Origin of the sequence: Streptosporangium sp. NPDC006930 (genome assembly GCF_040635605.1) — a bacterium.
Lineage (GTDB): Bacteria > Actinomycetota > Actinomycetes > Streptosporangiales > Streptosporangiaceae > Streptosporangium.
The window spans coordinates 176,092-192,626 of sequence record NZ_JBEYID010000006.1 but is presented as its reverse complement, the minus strand read 5'-3'; the positions used below and the strand labels follow the sequence as shown (position 1 = coordinate 192,626).

General features: G+C 71.1%; 17 protein-coding genes. 10 read left to right on the top strand and 7 right to left on the bottom strand.

From position 1 onward, the window contains the following. The first annotated feature begins 30 nt into the window (after positions 1–30). The 3 genes from ABZ664_RS13285 to ABZ664_RS13275 are packed head-to-tail and all read left to right on the top strand — an operon-like array spanning position 31 to position 3,170. Complete coding sequence (locus ABZ664_RS13285; RefSeq protein ID WP_362507751.1) at positions 31–996, top strand: tripartite tricarboxylate transporter substrate binding protein; 966 nt, start codon at positions 31–33, stop codon at positions 994–996. Then, complete coding sequence (locus ABZ664_RS13280) at positions 996–1,673, top strand: tripartite tricarboxylate transporter TctB family protein (RefSeq protein WP_362507748.1); 678 nt, start codon at positions 996–998, stop codon at positions 1,671–1,673. Before ABZ664_RS13285 ends, ABZ664_RS13280 begins: the two co-directional genes overlap by 1 nt. Further along, complete coding sequence (locus tag ABZ664_RS13275) at positions 1,674–3,170, top strand: tripartite tricarboxylate transporter permease (protein WP_362507745.1); 1,497 nt, start codon at positions 1,674–1,676, stop codon at positions 3,168–3,170. 237 nt (positions 3,171–3,407) lie between these two features. Here the strand turns inward: ABZ664_RS13275 and ABZ664_RS13270 are convergent, their stop codons facing one another. Continuing rightward, positions 3,408–3,989, bottom strand: coding sequence for a TetR family transcriptional regulator (locus ABZ664_RS13270; RefSeq protein WP_362507742.1), 582 nt, complete (start codon positions 3,987–3,989; stop codon positions 3,408–3,410). Positions 3,990–4,072: 83 nt separating this feature from the next. Between ABZ664_RS13270 and ABZ664_RS13265 the strand changes: the two genes are divergently transcribed. Both ABZ664_RS13265 and ABZ664_RS13260 read left to right on the top strand, forming a co-directional pair. Then, complete coding sequence (locus tag ABZ664_RS13265; protein ID WP_362507739.1) at positions 4,073–4,804, top strand: SDR family oxidoreductase; 732 nt, start codon at positions 4,073–4,075, stop codon at positions 4,802–4,804. Between the two features lie 5 nt (positions 4,805–4,809). Next, positions 4,810–5,127, top strand: a complete 318-nt coding sequence (locus ABZ664_RS13260) for a multidrug efflux SMR transporter (protein ID WP_362507736.1) — start codon at positions 4,810–4,812, stop codon at positions 5,125–5,127. Between the two features lie 178 nt (positions 5,128–5,305). Here ABZ664_RS13260 and ABZ664_RS13255 read toward each other — a convergent pair whose 3' ends face one another. Beyond that, a complete protein-coding gene (locus ABZ664_RS13255) occupies positions 5,306–5,689 on the bottom strand; it encodes an SH3 domain-containing protein (RefSeq protein ID WP_362507733.1) in 384 nt (127 codons plus the stop codon). Between the two features lie 413 nt (positions 5,690–6,102). Between ABZ664_RS13255 and ABZ664_RS13250 the strand changes: the two genes are divergently transcribed. The 5 genes from ABZ664_RS13250 (at position 6,103) to ABZ664_RS13230 (ending at position 10,882) form a co-directional block, all read left to right on the top strand. Continuing rightward, positions 6,103–6,240, top strand: coding sequence for a putative ATP-grasp target RiPP (locus ABZ664_RS13250; RefSeq protein ID WP_350947614.1), 138 nt, complete (start codon positions 6,103–6,105; stop codon positions 6,238–6,240). Positions 6,241–6,391: 151 nt separating this feature from the next. Continuing rightward, positions 6,392–7,414 (top strand): MvdC/MvdD family ATP grasp protein, encoded by a 1,023-nt coding sequence (locus tag ABZ664_RS13245; RefSeq protein WP_362507730.1) that lies wholly within the window; start codon positions 6,392–6,394, stop codon positions 7,412–7,414. After that, on the top strand, positions 7,411–8,415 hold the full coding sequence (locus ABZ664_RS13240) for a TIGR04500 family putative peptide maturation system protein (protein ID WP_362507727.1): 1,005 nt from the start codon (positions 7,411–7,413) through the stop codon (positions 8,413–8,415). The genes ABZ664_RS13245 and ABZ664_RS13240 overlap by 4 nt, the downstream gene beginning before the upstream one ends. After that, the gene (locus ABZ664_RS13235) at positions 8,412–8,747 is read left to right on the top strand and encodes a hypothetical protein (protein WP_362507724.1); all 336 of its coding nucleotides are present in this window, start codon (positions 8,412–8,414) and stop codon (positions 8,745–8,747) included. The genes ABZ664_RS13240 and ABZ664_RS13235 overlap by 4 nt, the downstream gene beginning before the upstream one ends. Next, positions 8,744–10,882: a peptidase domain-containing ABC transporter gene (locus ABZ664_RS13230; RefSeq protein ID WP_362507721.1), complete on the top strand. Its 2,139-nt coding sequence runs from the start codon at positions 8,744–8,746 to the stop codon at positions 10,880–10,882. The genes ABZ664_RS13235 and ABZ664_RS13230 overlap by 4 nt, the downstream gene beginning before the upstream one ends. A 240-nt stretch (positions 10,883–11,122) precedes the next feature. Here ABZ664_RS13230 and gatB read toward each other — a convergent pair whose 3' ends face one another. From gatB to gatC, 5 genes are all read right to left on the bottom strand, one after another. Next, positions 11,123–12,628 (bottom strand): Asp-tRNA(Asn)/Glu-tRNA(Gln) amidotransferase subunit GatB, encoded by a 1,506-nt coding sequence (gene gatB / locus ABZ664_RS13225; protein ID WP_362507718.1) that lies wholly within the window; start codon positions 12,626–12,628, stop codon positions 11,123–11,125. Positions 12,629–12,744: 116 nt separating this feature from the next. Continuing rightward, positions 12,745–13,314: a hypothetical protein gene (locus ABZ664_RS13220; protein ID WP_362507715.1), complete on the bottom strand. Its 570-nt coding sequence runs from the start codon at positions 13,312–13,314 to the stop codon at positions 12,745–12,747. Continuing rightward, entirely contained in the window at positions 13,311–14,399 is a 1,089-nt protein-coding gene (locus ABZ664_RS13215; protein ID WP_362507712.1) for an AAA family ATPase, read from the bottom strand. The genes ABZ664_RS13220 and ABZ664_RS13215 overlap by 4 nt, the downstream gene beginning before the upstream one ends. A gap of 70 nt (positions 14,400–14,469) precedes the next feature. After that, positions 14,470–15,960, bottom strand: a complete 1,491-nt coding sequence (gene gatA / locus ABZ664_RS13210) for an Asp-tRNA(Asn)/Glu-tRNA(Gln) amidotransferase subunit GatA (RefSeq protein WP_362507709.1) — start codon at positions 15,958–15,960, stop codon at positions 14,470–14,472. Next, the gene (gatC, locus tag ABZ664_RS13205; RefSeq protein ID WP_350947603.1) at positions 15,957–16,256 is read right to left on the bottom strand and encodes an Asp-tRNA(Asn)/Glu-tRNA(Gln) amidotransferase subunit GatC; all 300 of its coding nucleotides are present in this window, start codon (positions 16,254–16,256) and stop codon (positions 15,957–15,959) included. Before gatC ends, gatA begins: the two co-directional genes overlap by 4 nt. Positions 16,257–16,535: the final 279 nt, after the last annotated feature.

Genomic DNA, 16,535 nt, shown 5'->3' with positions numbered 1-16,535 from the left:
CGCTTTATTGACGTTTGTTTGGAGCTGACCATGCGACTTCGGAGACTGGCCGCCCTCGCGGTGCTGTCCCTCGCCGCCCTCACCGCCTGCGGTTCCGATGGTGGCTCGGGAACGAGCGCGCTGAGAATCATGGCTCCGGCCTCGCCCGGAGGCGGCTGGGACCAGACCTCCCGTGTCGCCGGCGAGGCGCTCAAGACCGCCGAGCCGTCGCGCAAGATCGAGGTCTACAACGTGCCCGGCGCGGGCGGCACCATCGGCCTGGCCCAGCTCGCGGGCGAGAAGGGCAACGGTGACCTGCTGATGACCATGGGCCTGGTCATGGTCGGCGCGATCGAGCAGAACAAGTCGAAGGTCACCCTGGCCGACACCACGCCGATCGCGAAGCTCACCGAGGAGTACGAGATCGTCGTGGTCCCCGCGGGGTCACCGTACAAGACGCTCGGCGAGCTGGTGGCGGCGTGGAAGGCGGACCCGACGAAGATCGCCATCGCGGGCGGCTCCGCCGGGGGCACCGACCACATCGTGGCGGGCCTGATGGCCAAGGCCGCGGGCATCGACCCCAGGCAGGTCAACTACATCGCCCACTCCGGCGGCGGCGAGGCGCTCAACGCGCTGCTCGGTGAGAAGGTCGCGATGGGGATCTCCGGCATCGGCGAGTTCGCCGAGCACGTGAAGTCCGGCAAGCTGCGCGCTCTCGGCGTCAGCTCTCCGGCGCGGCTCGGCAACGTCGACGCCCCCACTCTCAAGGAGGGGGGCCTGGACGTGGAGCTGGCCAACTGGCGGGGTTTCGTCGCGCCCGGCGGGCTGGACGACGGGGCGAAGAAGAGCCTCACCGACCTGGTCACCAAGATGCACGATTCCTCCGCGTGGAAGGAGGCGGTGCTCAAGAACGGGTGGGCCGACGTCTTCCAGACCGGTCAGCCGTTCGCCGACTTCCTCGCGGCCGAACAGACCAAGGTCAAGGGCATCATCGCGGAGATGGGCCTCGTCTCCTGATGCTTCCCGTAGAAGACCCGTCTGATCGCACCGGCACCGGCACCGGCACCGGATCCGAACCAGCCGCCGTCGCCCGCGCGGGCGACGGCGGTACCGGTGTGTCCCCGGGGCCGGGCTCGGATTCCGGTCCCGATCCCGTCCTGGATTCCGCCCCGCCCTCGGAAGGCGGGGCGGCGACCGAGACCGCGGCCGGGTGGTCGTGGCGGCGGCCCGAGCTGGGGCCGGCGGTGCTGGTCCTCGCGCTGGGGGTGTTCGTGATCGTCGGTACCGCCGACGTCACCGCCGCGGGCTCCGTCCTCGGTCTCGGCCCCCGGTTCTTCCCCGCCCTCGTCGGGGTGGCGATGCTGTTGATCGGGCTGTTCTACGTGGTCGACGTGCTCAGGGGAGGTCACGGCGACCCCGAGGACGCCGAAGACGCCGACTCGGCCGCGCGGGCCGACTGGCGTACGGTCGCGTTGGTCAGCGTGATCTTCCTGGCTTTCACCGGGTTGCTGGACCTGCTCGGCTGGATCATCGCGGGCGCGCTGCTCTTCTTCGGCCTGTCCGTGACCCTCGGGGCGACCCGGCGGCTGCGCGCGGGGGTCGTCGCGATCATCGTGTCCTTCCTCACCTACCTGCTGTTCGTCAAAGGCCTCAGCGTGACGCTGCCGGCCGGACTGCTGTCCGGGGTGATCTGAGTGGACTCCCTGCAGTTGTTGCTGGACGGCTTCGTGACCGCGCTCACCCCGGTGAACCTGCTCTACGCGCTGGTGGGCGTCACGCTGGGCACGCTGGTGGGCGTGCTGCCCGGCATCGGCCCGGCCATGACCGTGGCGCTGCTGCTGCCGATCACGTTCACCGTCCCTCCGGAGAGCGCGTTCATCATGTTCGCGGGGATCTACTACGGCGGCATGTACGGCGGGTCGACCACCTCGATCCTGCTCAACACGCCCGGCGAGAGCTCCTCGATGATCACCGCCCTTGAGGGCAACAAGATGGCCAAACGCGGCCGGGCGTCCCAGGCGCTGGCGACGGCCGCGATCGGCTCGTTCGTCGCGGGCACCATCGCCACCGCGCTGCTGGTCGTCGCCGCGCCCCTGGTGGTGGACTTCGCGATCTCCTTCGGCCCCGAGGACTACTTCGCGCTCGCCGTCCTCGCGTTCACCGCCGTGTCGTCGGTGCTGTCCCGCTCCGTCGTACGAGGGCTCGCCTCGCTCGGCCTCGGCCTGGTCATCGGGCTCATCGGCATCGACCAGCAGACCGGGCAGGCCAGGCTCACCCTGGGCGTCCCCCAGCTGCTCGACGGCATCGACGTGGTGATCGTCGCGGTCGGGCTCTTCGCCATGGGCGAGGTGCTCTACGTCGCCTCGCGGCTGCGGCACGACCGGCCGGAGGTGATCCCGGTCGGCCGGGCGTTCCTCGGCCGCTCCGACTGGTCGCGTTCCTGGCGGCCGTGGCTGCGCGGCACCGCGCTCGGCTTCCCGTTCGGCGCGCTGCCCGGCGGCGGCGCGGAGATCCCCACGTTCCTGTCGTACTCGGTCGAGAAGCGGCTGGCACGCGGGGTCGCCCGCGAGGAGTACGGCAAGGGCGCGATCGAGGGGGTCGCCGGTCCCGAGGCCGCCAACAACGCCTCGGCGGCGGGCACGCTCGTCCCGCTGCTCACGCTGGGCCTGCCCACCTCGGCGACGGCCGCGATCCTGCTCGCGGCCTTCCAGCAGTACGGGCTGCAGCCGGGCCCGCAGCTGTTCGACCACAACCCGGCGCTGGTCTGGGGCATGATCGCCTCGCTGTTCGTGGGCAACACCATGCTGCTGGTGCTCAACCTGCCGCTCGCCCCGCTCTGGGCGCGGGTGCTGCAGATCCCCCGGCCCTACCTCTACTCGGGGATCGTGCTGTTCGCGGCGCTCGGCGTCTACGCGCTGAACTCCTCCTGGGTGGAGCTGGTCATCCTCTACGTCCTGGGCATGCTCGGTTTCGCGATGCGCCGCTTCGGCCTGCCGGTGGCCCCGGCGGTGATCGGCCTGATCCTGGGCCCGATGGCCGAGATCCAGCTCCGCCGGGCCCTCGCGATCGGTGCGGGTGACGTGACGGTCCTGGTCAGGAGCCCGATCGCGGCGACGCTGCTGGTCATCTCGCTTCTGGCGCTGTTCACGCCCCTCATCAGGAGGGTGGCCGCCCGTCGCCGCAGCGCCTGATCGGAACCGGCCGCACCGGATGCGGCACACGCGGGCACGGACGGACGCCCGTGCCCGTTTCCTTTCCCGCGCCTGTTTCGGCTTGCGTTCTCCGATGACGGTCGCGGGCACGTTCCCCGCCCGGTCAGGTGGAGTGGCCTGCCTCCGTCGCAGGGTCTCACGCGGGCGTCCTCCGGTGGTTCTCGCGGGCCCACGCTCCGCGCGCCCCACCCTCGAACCACCGAGGAGCCCGCGCGCTCAGGGAGTGAACGCGGCCAGCAGGTCGTCCAGCCCCGCCTTGACGCGCTCGACCGTCACCCCGTGCTCGCGCAGGCGGTGGGCGAGCAGCGGCGCGGCGAGCGGGGCGAGAAGGGCGTCGGCGAGGACGTAGGCGTCGGAGCCGGGTCTGGCCTGGGTGACGAGCATCGACAGGTGGGCGTGGTAGGCGTCGTAGGCGCCCCCGAAGCGGGCGAACGGTGTCGCCGTCTCGGCCATCACCAGCAGGTCCAGCTGTTCCACCGTCCTGTCGGCGAGGGCGTGCAGGAAGCCGCGGATGCGGGCGGGCGCGTCGGCACCGGGGCCCAGGGGCGGCGGTCCTTCGATGAAGGCCGCCTGGAACTCGCGTTCCCGCTCGTCGATGAGCGCGTACGCCAGGCCTGAGCGGTCGCCGAACCTGCGGTACAGCGTGCCGACACCGACCCCCGCCGCGGCGGCGACCTCCGCCATCGACAGCCCTTCGACGCCGTGAGCGGCGACGATGCCGGCGGCCGCGGCGAGGATCTTCGCCCGGTTGCGCGCCGCGTCGACCCGTTCGCGGCGGGGATTCGTGACGACGTCCACGATCACAGGCTACTGGAGGCTTGTAAGCGGAATAAGTTCCGCTTTATGGTTAAGCGGAACCAATTCCGCTTAAGGAGCACACCATGACACGCAGGGTCGCCCTCGTCACCGGGGGAAGCCGTGGGATCGGCGCCGCCATCGCCGTACGCCTCGCCGCGGAGGGCACCGACGTGGTGATCACGTACGCGCGCTCGGAGGAGCGGGCGGCGGCGGTCGTCAAGGAGATCGAGGCCGCCGGCGCCCGTGGGCTGGCCATGGCGGCGGAGGCCACCGACGCGGGCGCGCTCGTCGCCGCGGTCGAACGGACGATCACCGAGTTCGGGCGGATCGACATCGTGGTCGGTAATGCAGGCATCGCCCCGTTCGGACCGCTGGAGGAGGTGACGCTCGCCGAGGTCGACCGCACGCTCGCGATCCACTCGCGCGCCTCGTTCGTGCTGGCCCAGGCCGCCGCCCGGCACATGGGCGAGGGCGGCCGGATCATCTGCATCGGCAGCAGCCTCGCCGAACGCGTGCCGTACCCGGGGTGGACCCTTTACGCGATGAGCAAGTCCGCACTGGTCGGCCTGACGAAGGGCCTCGCCAGGGACCTGGGCCCGCGGGGCATCACGGCCAACCTCGTCCAGCCCGGCTCGACCGACACCGAGATGAACCCCGCCGACGGCCCCGAGGCGGAGGAGGAACGGCGCCTCACCGCCCTGGCCCGCTACTGCGACCCCGGCGACATCGCCGCCACCGTCGCGCACCTGGCGGGAGAGGGTGGCAGGAACATCACCGGCGCCACCATCACCGTCGACGCGGGCAGCACGGCCTGACCGCCATGGCCTGGGTTCTGCTTCTCACGGCGGCCGCACTGGAGATCGTCTGGGCCACCGCGCTCGAACGCTCGGACGGGTTCACCCGGTTCTGGCCGGCGTTCTTCGGGGTGACGGCGGCGGTCCTGAGCTTCGTCATGCTCACCTTCGCGCTCAGGACCCTGCCCCTGGGCACCGCGTACGCGGTCTGGGTCGGACTCGGCGCGCTCGGGGTCGCCGCCGTGGGCGTCGTCGCCCTGGGCGAGAGCGCGGCGCCCGCCAGGCTCGGCTGCCTCGCGCTCATCCTGGTCGGCGTCATCGGCCTCAAACTCCTGGACGGATGACGCGACGGCGGGGCGTCACGACGTGCTGCCGGACCCCTGCGCCGGGCCCACGACGGGCCCACGACGGGCCTACGACACGCCCGCGAGGGCCCGCGACGGGAAACGGGGGAACGGGAAACGGGAAACGGCCGCCCGGTTGTGGGGAGCCGGGCGGCCGGGTCTTGTCCGGGAAAGGAGGCTATTCCCGCAGGGTGTCGACGGCCGGTCCGTTGAATTTCCAGCCGTCCTCCCTTGCCAGATAGCTGCACGAAACCCATCCCGTGGTGCCGGAGGGCAATCCCGAGGCCGACCTGGCGCCCAGCCGGAAGTTGCACCAGCCGCCCGTCGAGTTCGGGTTGAGAATCTGCCCGTAATCGCCGTAGTAGAGATAGCCGATGACCGTCGACCCTCCCGGGCTCGATCGCAGGCGCACCCCGTCCGCCACAACCACCGCGTCCACGGCCGGGGCCGCCGACAGGACGAAAGCACTGCTCACCGGGTCCGCATGAGCGGGAACGGCCGCAACGGCCATCCCTGCGGCGGCCGTCAACGTCGCGGCGGCGAATGCCAGGAGCTTTTTCATTCGACGTTCTTCCGATCGTGAGGTCAGGTCATGCCGGAGTTAAAGGTGAGACTGCAGTGATTACTGTGCAAGCCATCAAGAATTTCGTCAACACCTGTTCAGTTTCAGAAATGTGAATTACCACATAAAAGAGGCCCTTCCGATTAGGGGCACGCAGGCGACCGAAAGGATCCTCGACATCCGTCACCGGGCCGGTTCCGCCGGTGGTCCAGGTGGCGTTGCGGGCTTTGTTCCGGGCGGCCACGGCCCCCGGCCCCTCGTGCCCCCAAGCGGAACACAAGTGGTCCACAAGTGATCGTTCCTAGGTTCCTCCGTAGAACCGGGGGCCGAAAGCGGGAACCCGGTGACCGGCTCTCTACACCGAGGCCGGAGGACCAGTCGGGGCCGCGACGACGCGGCCGAGAGGAATGATCATGTCGAAGATCACGATTGACGACCTGCCCTTCGAGGGTGCCGAGCTCGCCGAGGCCGAGCTGGGCGAGGTGTCCGGCGGCAAGTGGTCGGTCAGCGCGTGGAAGAAGGACCTGCCGTGCGAGTGGTGGCAGTACTAGTCCGCGGATCCAGCGGCTGATCGGGCCGGCCCACCGACGGGACCTCACCCCCGGTGAGACGGGCCGGCCCTCGGCGGACGGCGCATCGGACGAACACGGCGCGGCGGGACGGGAGGCCCGTTCCGCCGCGCCTTCGAGACGGGACCGGACAGTGATTCTGATCATCAGCAGGCGGGGTGACGGGGCGGTCGAGAGGGTCGTGGCCGCACTCCGGCGGCGCGGCGCTCACCTGGTGGGAGCGAACGGCGACGCGAACACCACCGCGACCTGCTCGGGGACGCCGGTGCTGTGGTGGGACACCGGTGACTTCCCGAGCCGCAGCCGGATCACCGCGTCGTTCACCGGCGGGGAACGACGGCTGCTGCTGGACACCGGCGCGGAGACGATCGATCTGTCCCGGATCACCGCGGTCTGGCGCAGCCGTCCGGGCGCGCCCTCCGCGGCCGACACCGTGGCCGAGCCGAGTCACCGCGCGCACGTCGACCGGCAGGCGGAGTTCATGCTGGACGGGGTGTGGAGCCTCCTGCCCGCGCGCTGGCTGCCCGGACGCCGTGCGGACGAACGCCGCGCGCACAACAAGATCTTCCACATGGCGCGTGCGATCGAGCTGGGCTTCTCCGTACCCGACACGGTCTACACCAACGACCCCGCCGAACTCGCAGAAGCGTACGAATCGGCGGAGCGGCTGGTCGCCAAGCAGATCACCGCCGAGCCGTTCCAGGTCGACGGCGCCGAACACCGCGCGTTCACGACCGTGGTCACCCGCCGCCACCTGACCTCCCGGCACCGCCTCCAGCACGAGCCGGTGATCCTGCAGCCCTACGTCCCCAAGGCGGTCGAGCTGCGGGTGATCGTCGTGGGAGAGCGCGTGTTCGCCGCGGAGATCGACGCGTCGGCCTCCAGGACGGCGAGGGACGACTGGCGGCACTACGACAACGACCGGGTCAGGTACGGCGTGCACGAACTGCCCGCCGAGGTGGCGTCGCGCTGTGCCCGGCTGGTCGCCGACGTCGGCCTGACCTACGCGGCCCTGGACCTCATCGTCACCCCCGGCGGCGAGTACGTCTTCCTGGAACTGAACTCCAACGGCGCGTGGGGGTTCGTCGAGCTGTGGAGCGGACTGCCCGTCAGCGACGCGATCGCGGGCTGGCTCATGAACGGAGAGAAACCGTGACCGATTTCGCGCAGGCCCTGCGATCCGGGGTCTCCCTGCTCCGTACGCTGCCCCGCCGCGACGCGGGCGTCGCCGACGCCCACCGTGCCGTCGGCGAGTGGGCGGCGCGGCACCCGGAGATCCGGGCACAGCTCGTCGTCGACCGGCGCCCCGGAACCCCGGTGGTCGACTACGACCTGCTCCTCGACCATCCCGAAGGCGGCACGGTCGCGCTGACCGCCCCTCCCGAGGACGGGGTGCCCTGGCTGATCGACCACTCGACGCACTGGGCGGCCGGGTATCTGGTCAGCGTCAACGACGTGGACGTGACGGTTCCCCAGGCGCTGACCATGCTGCGCTCCCTCTCCCGGAGGGACGCGTCGCCGTACCAGGAGATCGTCGACCAGTGCCTGCTCGTCGAGGCCGCCGAAGAAGCCGCCGGCGCCGAACCGCTCACCGCCGCCGACCTCCAGGCGACGGCCGACGAGTTCCGCAGGGGCAGAGGGCTGCACGACCGCGCGTCGACCCTGGCCTGGATGACCGAGGCCGGGATGTCCGGCGAGCAGTTCGAGGCGTACATCACCGGGATCGCCCGCCGCCGCCGCTTCCGCCGGGACAAGGAGGCGGAACTCGCCCCGGGCCACCTGGCCGCGAACCCCGGCGCCTTCGCCCGGGTCAGGGCCGTGTGGATCACCGGCGAAGAGAAGGTGACCGCCGCCGCCACGGCCGACCTCCTCGCCGCCCTGACCTCCTTCGGGGAGGGGACGCCAGCGGAGGAGACGGTGGTGACCTTCGCGACCCGCTGGGAGACGGATCTGCCCGAGGCACTGCGCGGTGCGGTGCCCGGCCGGGTCGTCGGCCCGGTGGAGCTGCCCGACGGCGGCTTCCTGACCGGCGCCGTCCTGTCCAGGAGCCCGGCCACCGACGACGCCGAGACCCTCGCCGCCGCCGGACGCGCCGCGTTCGCCCGCTGGCTGGCGGAACGTCGCGCCTCGGCCACGATCGAGTGGCACTGGTCGTGATCGATCCGGACAGCACACAGGCCGTCCCGGCGCCCGGCCGGCACCGGGTGAGGCACTGGGAGGACAACGAGGGGTACCGTACGCGGCCCCCCTCCGCGGCCGGCCCCGCCGCGCCGACACCGTCCTCACCGGCCGGTCCCCCCTCGGGGAGCGGCCACGGGCGGCCCATCTACCGGGAGGAGGCGCTGCGCCGGCATGCCCGGTCCCGCGCCGCCGCCAGGATGCCGCTGGTGATCAGCGGTCCGTCGTTCCTGCTGCTGTGGATCGTGGTGGCCGCCATCCTGGCGGCCGGTGCCACGCTGATCACGCTCGTGCTGGGAGCGGGCGGATGAGGAACCGCGTACCGGTCCTGCTGCAGAACAGCGTCACCGAGTGCGGCGCGGCGTGCCTGGCGATGGTGCTCTGCCACCACGGCCACCGCACCACGCTGCACCAGGTGTCCGAACGGCTCCAGGTCGGCAGGGACGGACTGAGCGCCAAGGCCATCGTGGAGGGTGCCCGCGAACACGGCCTGAAGGCGCGTGCCTTCTCCCTCGCCCCCGAGGACCTGGCGCGTGTGCCGCTGCCCGCGGTCGCACACTGGGAGTTCAACCACTTCGTGGTGGTCGAGCGCTGGTCACCCGACCGGGTGGACCTCGTCGACCCCGGGCAGGGCCGCCGCCGCCTCACCGCGGAGGAGTTCGGCGCCGGGTTCACCGGCGTACTGCTGGTCTTCGAACCCGGCGAGGGGTTCCATCGCGGCACGTCCTCGATGGCGAGCGCCTGGCGGCGCGAGTTCGTCCGCACCCTGTTCCGCCGCCGCCGCGGCCTGCTCGCGCAGGTCATCGCCGCCTCGCTGTTGCTGCAACTACTGGGCCTGGCCCTGCCCCTCCTCTCCCAGCTGCTGATCGACAAGGTCATTCCTTCGCGGGGAGCCGACCTGCTCCCCCTCCTCGGCGGGGCCGTGCTGCTGGCCGGGGTGGCCCAGTTCGTGATCGGTTACCTACGGGCGGCGCTGCTGGTGGCGGTACGAGCCCGCGCCGACCAGGAACTCACCGAGGGGGTGATCGGCCACCTGGTGACGCTGCCGTACCGGTACTTCGCGCAGCGCGGCAAGGGCGACCTGCTGACCAGGGCCGCCAGCGTCTCCACACTGCGCGACATCCTCACCGGCCAGATCGTGGCGGCGCTGCTGGACGGCCCGCTCGCCATCGGCTACCTCGTACTCGTCTACGTCTGGGATCCCGTCTTCGGGCTCGCTCTGACCGGGGTGATCGTGGCTCAGGGGCTCCTGGTGCTGGCCACCACCCGCCGGATCAACCTCCTCACCCAGCGGGAGCTGACCGCCTACTCCGCGTCGCAGAGCAGCCTCATCCAGGCGATCACCGGCATCGAGACGCTGAAGGCCTCCGGGGCCGAGAGCCGGGCGGTGGAGCAGTGGTCGGCCCACTTCACCGAGCAGCTCAACGCCGACGTGCGCAGCGGCCTCACCCGGGGCCTGGTGGAGGCGGCGCTGTCCGCGATCCGGGTGGTCGCCCCGCTCGGCCTGCTGTGGCTCGGCACGTGGCGGGTCCTCGACGGGGAGCTGACCGTGGGCGCGCTGATCGCGCTCAACGCCATCGCGCTCGGCGCCCTCACTCCGCTGGGCTCGCTCATGACCGGCCTGCAGAGCCTGCAGCAGGCGGGCGCGCACTTCGACCGGCTCTCCGACATCCTGGCCTCGGAACCCGAACCCAGCGAAGGCATCGAGGTGCTCCGGCTGCGCGGCGCGGTGGAGTTGCGCGGCGTGGGCTTCCGGCACGACCCCCGCGGCCCGTGGGTGGTGAGGGACGTCTCGGTCTCCATCCGGCCGGGTCAGAAGGTCGCGCTGGTGGGCGCCTCGGGCTCCGGCAAGAGCACGCTGGCCAGGCTGCTGCTCACCCTGCACACCCCGGTGGAGGGCGAGATCCTGTACGACGGCGTTCCGGCCTCCGAGCTCAACCTGCGCACCCTGCGCCGCCAGTTCGGCGTGGTCGGCCAGGACTCCTCCCTGTTCAGCGGATCGATCAGGGAGAACATCGCACTGAACCTCCCGGACGCCCCCCTGGAGCGGGTCGTCGCCGCGGCCGAGGTGGCGGCGCTGCACGAGGAGATCATGGCGATGCCGATGAAGTACGAGACGATGCTGACCGACGGCGGCGGCCTCTCCGGCGGCCAGCGTCAGCGGCTCTCGCTCGCCCGCGCGATCCTGCCGCGGCCGAAGATCCTGCTGCTCGACGAGGCCACCAGCAACCTGGACAGCGCCACCGAGGCGACCATCGAGTCCAACCTGTTCTGGCTCACCCAGACCCGCATCGTGATCGCCCACCGGCTGAGCACGATCAGGGACGCCGACCTGATCCTGGTGATCGACTCCGGACGCGTCGTGGAACGCGGCACCCACGACGAACTGATGGCCACCGCCGGCAGGTACGCCGAACTCGTAACCGCCCAGACCACATCGAACTAACCTCACGCACCCCGCGCGACATCGAAGAGACCTTCGCGCGGACCGGCCGTGAAATCTCCGGCGCGGGCTCTCGGACGCCGTCGCGCGATCTTTTCACGGAACCTCCGGCGCGACCTCTCGGACGCCGTCGCGCGAGATCCTCGCGGCACCTTCCGCGTGGGCTTCCCGGAAGCCTCACGCGCGGGCCACTCTCAGCCCGTCGCGTGAGCCTCCGGGAAACCCCGCACGCGGATCGCCCGGTCAGCCGGAGACGCCGAGGCGCTCCAGGATGAGCTCGCGGGCGCGGCCCGCGTCGGCCTTGCCCCTGCTCGCCTTCATGACGCCGCCGACCAGGGCGCCGACGGCGGCGACCTTGCCGCTGCGGACCTTGTCGGCCGCGTCGGCGTTGCTCGCCAGGACCTGGTCGATGATCTCCATGAGCTCGCCCTCGTCGTTGACGATCTGCAGGCCGCGGGCGGCCACCACCTCGTCGGGAGAGCCCTCGCCGTTCAGCACGCCCTCAAGCACCTGGCGGGCCAGCTTGTCGTTCAGCGCTCCCCCGGCGACCATCGCGCACACCCTGGCGATCTGGTCGGGGGTGATGCTCAGCGCGCTCAGCGGGAGCCCGGCCTCGTTGGCGCGGCGGGCCAGCTCGCCCATCCACCACTTGCGGGCGTCCGCGGGCGGGGCGCCCGCGGCGACCGTCGCCTCGACCAGGGAGATGGCGTCGGCGTTGTGCATGGAGGCCATGTCCAGGTCGGAGACGCCCCACTCCTGCTGGAGCCGCTTGCGCCGCGTGCCCGGCAGCTCGGGCAGGGCGGCCTTGAGGGTCGCGACCCAGGCGGGGTCGGGGGCGATCGGCACCAGGTCGGGCTCGGGGAAGTAGCGGTAGTCCTGCGCCTCCTCCTTGGACCGTCCCGAGGTGGTGGTGCCGGTGTTCTCGTGGAAGTGGCGGGTCTCCTGGATGATCCGGCCGCCGTCGGCCAGGATCGCGGCCTGGCGCTCGATCTCACCCCGTACGGAACGCTCGACGCTGCGCAGCGAGTTGACGTTCTTGGTCTCGGTGCGGGTGCCCCACTCCGAGGAGCCGCGCGGCATGAGGGAGACGTTCACGTCGAAGCGCATGGAGCCCTCCTCCATGCGCACGTCGGAGACACCGAGACCGCGCACCAGCTCGCGCAGCTCGGTGCCGTAGGCGCGGGCGACCTCGGGGGCGAGCCTGTCGGTCCCCGGGATCGGCTTGGTGACGATCTCCACCAGCGGGATGCCCGCCCGGTTGTAGTCGACGATCGAGTAGTCGGCGCCGTGGATGCGGCCGGTCGCGCCACCCACGTGGGTGGACTTGCCGGTGTCCTCCTCCAGGTGGACACGCTCGATCTCGATCCTGACGGTCTTGCCGTCGACCTCGACGTCGAGGTAACCGTCGAAGCAGAGCGGCTCGTCGTACTGGCTGATCTGGTAGTTCTTCGGCATGTCCGGATAGAAGTAGTTCTTCCGGGCGAAGCGGCACCACTCGGCGATGGAGCAGTTGAGCGCGAGGCCGATGCGGATCGTCGCCTCGATCGCGGCGGCGTTCGCCGTCGGCAGCGAGCCGGGCAGCGCCAGGCAGACCGGGCAGACGTGCGTATTCGGCGGGGCGCCGAACGCGGTCGGGCAGCCGCAGAACATCTTCGACGCCGTACCCAGCTCGACGTGTGTCTCCAGGCCGAGCACCGGCTCGAAGCGCTCCAGCGCCTCGTCGTACGGCATCAACGTCTCAGCGCTCATTGTCGTTCACCACTCCTCGCTCGCTACGCGGAGCGCTCGTTCCTCGCGCGCCACTACGCTCACTGCGTCGGGCTCTCTCGGCGCTCAATTGTCGTTCACCGCTTCCATAGAAAACGTCACAGATATCCAAGTCCCTTCAACGCGTTCCTCGTCTCGGCCACCCAGTTCGCGTAGGCGGGCACCTGGGCCAGAACGGCGAGGTCGATGTTGCGTCCTATGTACTCGAAGTAGTCGCGGGCGGGCTTGCCACGCCGGGGGACGGTCGTGGCCAGCACCCCCGCGGGGTCGGAGATCCTCTCGACGTCGCGGGGTCGCGTGGGCAGCCTGCCGAGGTCGCTGCCCTCCAGTTTCGCCCACGCGGCGGGGTCGGCGAGCATCCAGCCCTCGGTCTCACCCAGCCCGATCACCGGCACCAGGTAGTGCGAGTGATAGCGGACACCGTCTCTGCGGCGGCGCTCCCGCTCGTCCTCGTGCGTGAAGACCAGGTGGCAGTCGGCCGCGAGCTCCTCCAGCGCGGCGACCAGGTGCTCCCGGTCGCAGGAGACGACCTTCGTCGCCTCGACGTCGACGGCGTACGGCGACATCCAGGTGAGCTCGCGCAGCTGCCTGGAGATCACGATGCCGAGAAAGCCCTCGTCGACCTCCCCTTCCGCGATGAGTCCCGGCACCAGGGGGCGGCTGCTCATGCCGCCGCTCCCAGGTATTCGCGGACCTGCCGGGGCGAGACGAACGTTCCGGGCTCGCCGTCCGGCTGGATCGACTTGGCCACGGTCACCCGCGAGACCCGGTCGTTGTCGGGGTCGACGCGGACCGCGGTGTCGAGGAACGTGAGCGCGTCCGGCTCGGTCCGGTAGACCTCGGCGACGACGATCGGGGACTGGCTGGTGAGGATGAGCTGCCGCAGCGGCTCGGAACCTCCGGGCACGGTGATCCGGCGGCGCACCCGCCGGAGCAGCTCGCCGAGACGAGCCGGGTGGACACCGTTCTCGATCTCCTCCACCAGCAGCGTGCCCGGGTGGTCGGGATCGTGCAGGGCGGTGAGGAGACCGAGGATCCGCAGGGTGCCGTCGGACAGCAGCGCCGCGGGAACCACTCCCTGGCCGTCGACGAGCAGTTCGAAGGAGCACTCCCCGCGCTCGACGCGCGGCACCAGGCCGATGACGTCGGGAACCACCCCGGCGAGGTCGGCCGCGAGGTCGGCCAGCGCCCCCGTGCCCGCCATCCGTCCGAGCACCGCGGCCAGGTTCGCGCCGTCGGCCGCGAGCGGCCCCCGGTCGGCCAAGGGGCACCGGCGGCGCATCGCCGCCGGTGACGGCGAGTATCGGCGCCACGACTGGACCGTACGGCGAGGTGTGCCCTCCGGGTCGGGGTCCTCGACCATGAGCTCCAGCAGCTCCTCGGGGATCCGCTGGACCGCGTGGCTGACGACGGCACCGCTGGATCTGGGGATCTTCAGCACCATCTCCGCGCCCACGTCGAACCTGACCGGGACCACGGAGCCCGGCTCCGGGGTGACCAGTGCCTCCACCGAGACGACGAACCCCGGCACCGCCGAGCCGTGGGCGACCCGGTGGAACTGCTCTCCGGGCAGCCCTCGGGTCGCCCCGAGCAGCCCCCCGGAACCTTCGATCTCGGCCGCCACGAACCCCACGGCGTCGAAGAGGTTCGACTTGCCGCTCGCGTTGGGACCGACCAGCGCGAGGAAGGGCGGCACATCGAGATCGAAGCTCAAGAAGGACTTGAACCCGTCGATCTCGATCCGAGTGATCATGCCACCGTTCTCCCTGTCACCTGTCTCCCCCTAGCCCCACGAACCCTCGCCCCACGGTCCCGGAAAAGCCCTACAGCTCCGGCGCTTTGGACAGCAGGTCGCCGCCCCACCGGCTCTGGAGTGCCCTCTCCACCGCGGCGCCGACCCGGTAGCAGCGGTCGTCGCCGAGCACCGGGGCCATGATCTGCAGACCGACGGGCAGTCCGTCCTCGTCGGCCAGGCCGCACGGCACGGAGATCGCCGCGTTGCCCGCCAGGTTGGTCGGGATGGTGCACAGGTCGGCCAGGTACATCGCCATGGGGTCGTCGGCGCGCTCGCCGATCGGGAACGCCGTGGTGGGCGTCGTCGGCGAGATGAGCACGTCCACCTGCTGGAAGGCGGCCTCGAAGTCGCGTGCGATGAGCGTGCGGACCTTCTGCGCCTGCCCGTAGTAGGCGTCGTAGTAACCGCTGGACAGCGCGTACGTGCCCAGGATGATGCGGCGCTTGACCTCGGGGCCGAAACCCTGGGCACGGGTCAGGGCCATGACCTCCTCGGCGCTGCGGGTGCCGTCGTCGCCGACGCGCAGGCCGTAGCGCATCGCGTCGAAGCGGGCCAGGTTGGAGGAGCACTCCGAGGGGGCGATGAGGTAGTACGCCGGGAGCGCGGTGGTGAACGACGGGCAGGAGACCTCGAAGACCTTCGCGCCCAGCGACTCCAGCAGCTCCACGGTCTCGTGGAAGCGCGCGAGCACACCCGCCTGGTAGCCGTCGCCGCCGAACTCCTTGACCACGCCGATGCGCAGCCCCGCCACGTCGCCGTTGCGCGCCGCCTCGACGACCGAGGGCACCGGGGCGTCGACGGAGGTGGAGTCCATCACGTCGTGCCCGGAGAACGCCTCGTGCAGCAGCGCCGCGTCGAGCACGTTGCGGGCGAAGGGGCCCGGGGTGTCGAGCGAGCTCGCGAAGGCGATCAGGCCGTATCGGGACGAACCGCCATAGGTGGGCTTCATGCCCACGATGCCGGTGACCGCGGCGGGCTGGCGGATCGAGCCGCCGGTGTCGGTGCCGGTGGACAGCGGGGCCTCGTACGCGGCGACCGCGGCGGAGGAGCCGCCCGAGGAGCCACCGGGGATGCGGGAGAGGTCCCAGGGGTTGTGGGTGACGCCGTACGCCGAGTTCTCGGTGGAGGAGCCCATCGCGAACTCGTCGAGGTTGGTCTTGCCGAGGATGACCAGCCCGGACTCGCGCAGGCGGCGGGTCACGGTCGCGTCGTACGGCGGCCTCCAGCCCTGGAGGATCTTCGATCCGGCCGTGGTCGGCATGTCCCTGGTGGTGAAGACGTCCTTGTGCGCGATCGGCACCCCGGCCAGCGGGCCGAGCTCCTCGCCGGCGGCCCTGCGGGCGTCGACGGCGCGCGCCTGTTCCAGGGTCGTCTCGGCGTCGACGTGGAGGAAGGCGTTCACCTTCGGCTCGACGGCGGCCATCCGGTCGAGGTGGGCCTGGGCGACCTCGACGGCGGAGACCTCGCCGCTCGCGATCAGCGCGCCGAGGTCCGCGGCGGACTTGCGGATGAGGCTCATGCTTCCTCCCCGAGGATGCGCGGGACGCGGAAGCGGTCGTCCTCGACCGCCGGGGCGCCGGACAGCGCCTCCTGCGGCGTCAGACTGGGTCGCACCTCGTCGGGACGGTAGACGTTGGTGAGGGGGAGCGCGTGCGAGGACGGCGGGATGTCGTCGGCCGCCACCTCGGCGACGCGGGCGACCGCACCGATGATCACATCGAGCTGGGCGGCGAAGTGGTCGAGCTCCTCGTCGGCCAGCGCCAGCCGGGACAGCCGGGCGAGGTGAGCGACCTCGTCGCGGGTTATGGCGGACATGAGTCGTTGAACCCGTTTCGTGGAATGGCAATTGGACACTGTCATCCTATGGCTCGCGACCTGAGGGTCCCGACTCATTACACCGCCGCAACCAAGCGAAGATCTCTTACTCAAGGCGGTCAGACCGTATCCCGGCCGTCGCCTCTCGCGGGAAGCCTCCTGAAGTCCGCCGGTGCGGGTCCGGACGGGGCCACGACCACGGTCCCGGCGGGCCACCGATCGCGAATCGTCTTTCATCACGGACCCGGGCGACATCCGGCGAGAACCTTACGCGCCGGA

What these genes read in the sequence shown, in the direction of transcription:
- ABZ664_RS13285 (WP_362507751.1), top strand. Translation starts at nt 31, where the DNA reads ATGCGACTTCGGAGACTGGCCGCCCTCGCGGTGCTGTCCCTCGCCGCC.
- ABZ664_RS13280 (WP_362507748.1), top strand. Translation starts at nt 996, where the DNA reads ATGCTTCCCGTAGAAGACCCGTCTGATCGCACCGGCACCGGCACCGGC.
- ABZ664_RS13265 (WP_362507739.1), top strand. Translation starts at nt 4,073, where the DNA reads ATGACACGCAGGGTCGCCCTCGTCACCGGGGGAAGCCGTGGGATCGGC.
- ABZ664_RS13260 (WP_362507736.1), top strand. Translation starts at nt 4,810, where the DNA reads ATGGCCTGGGTTCTGCTTCTCACGGCGGCCGCACTGGAGATCGTCTGG.
- ABZ664_RS13255 (WP_362507733.1), bottom strand. Translation starts at nt 5,689, where the DNA reads ATGAAAAAGCTCCTGGCATTCGCCGCCGCGACGTTGACGGCCGCCGCA.
- ABZ664_RS13250 (WP_350947614.1), top strand. Translation starts at nt 6,103, where the DNA reads ATGTCGAAGATCACGATTGACGACCTGCCCTTCGAGGGTGCCGAGCTC.
- ABZ664_RS13230 (WP_362507721.1), top strand. Translation starts at nt 8,744, where the DNA reads ATGAGGAACCGCGTACCGGTCCTGCTGCAGAACAGCGTCACCGAGTGC.
- gatB (WP_362507718.1), bottom strand. Translation starts at nt 12,628, where the DNA reads ATGAGCGCTGAGACGTTGATGCCGTACGACGAGGCGCTGGAGCGCTTC.
- ABZ664_RS13220 (WP_362507715.1), bottom strand. Translation starts at nt 13,314, where the DNA reads ATGAGCAGCCGCCCCCTGGTGCCGGGACTCATCGCGGAAGGGGAGGTC.
- ABZ664_RS13215 (WP_362507712.1), bottom strand. Translation starts at nt 14,399, where the DNA reads ATGATCACTCGGATCGAGATCGACGGGTTCAAGTCCTTCTTGAGCTTC.
- gatA (WP_362507709.1), bottom strand. Translation starts at nt 15,960, where the DNA reads ATGAGCCTCATCCGCAAGTCCGCCGCGGACCTCGGCGCGCTGATCGCG.
- gatC (WP_350947603.1), bottom strand. Translation starts at nt 16,256, where the DNA reads ATGTCCGCCATAACCCGCGACGAGGTCGCTCACCTCGCCCGGCTGTCC.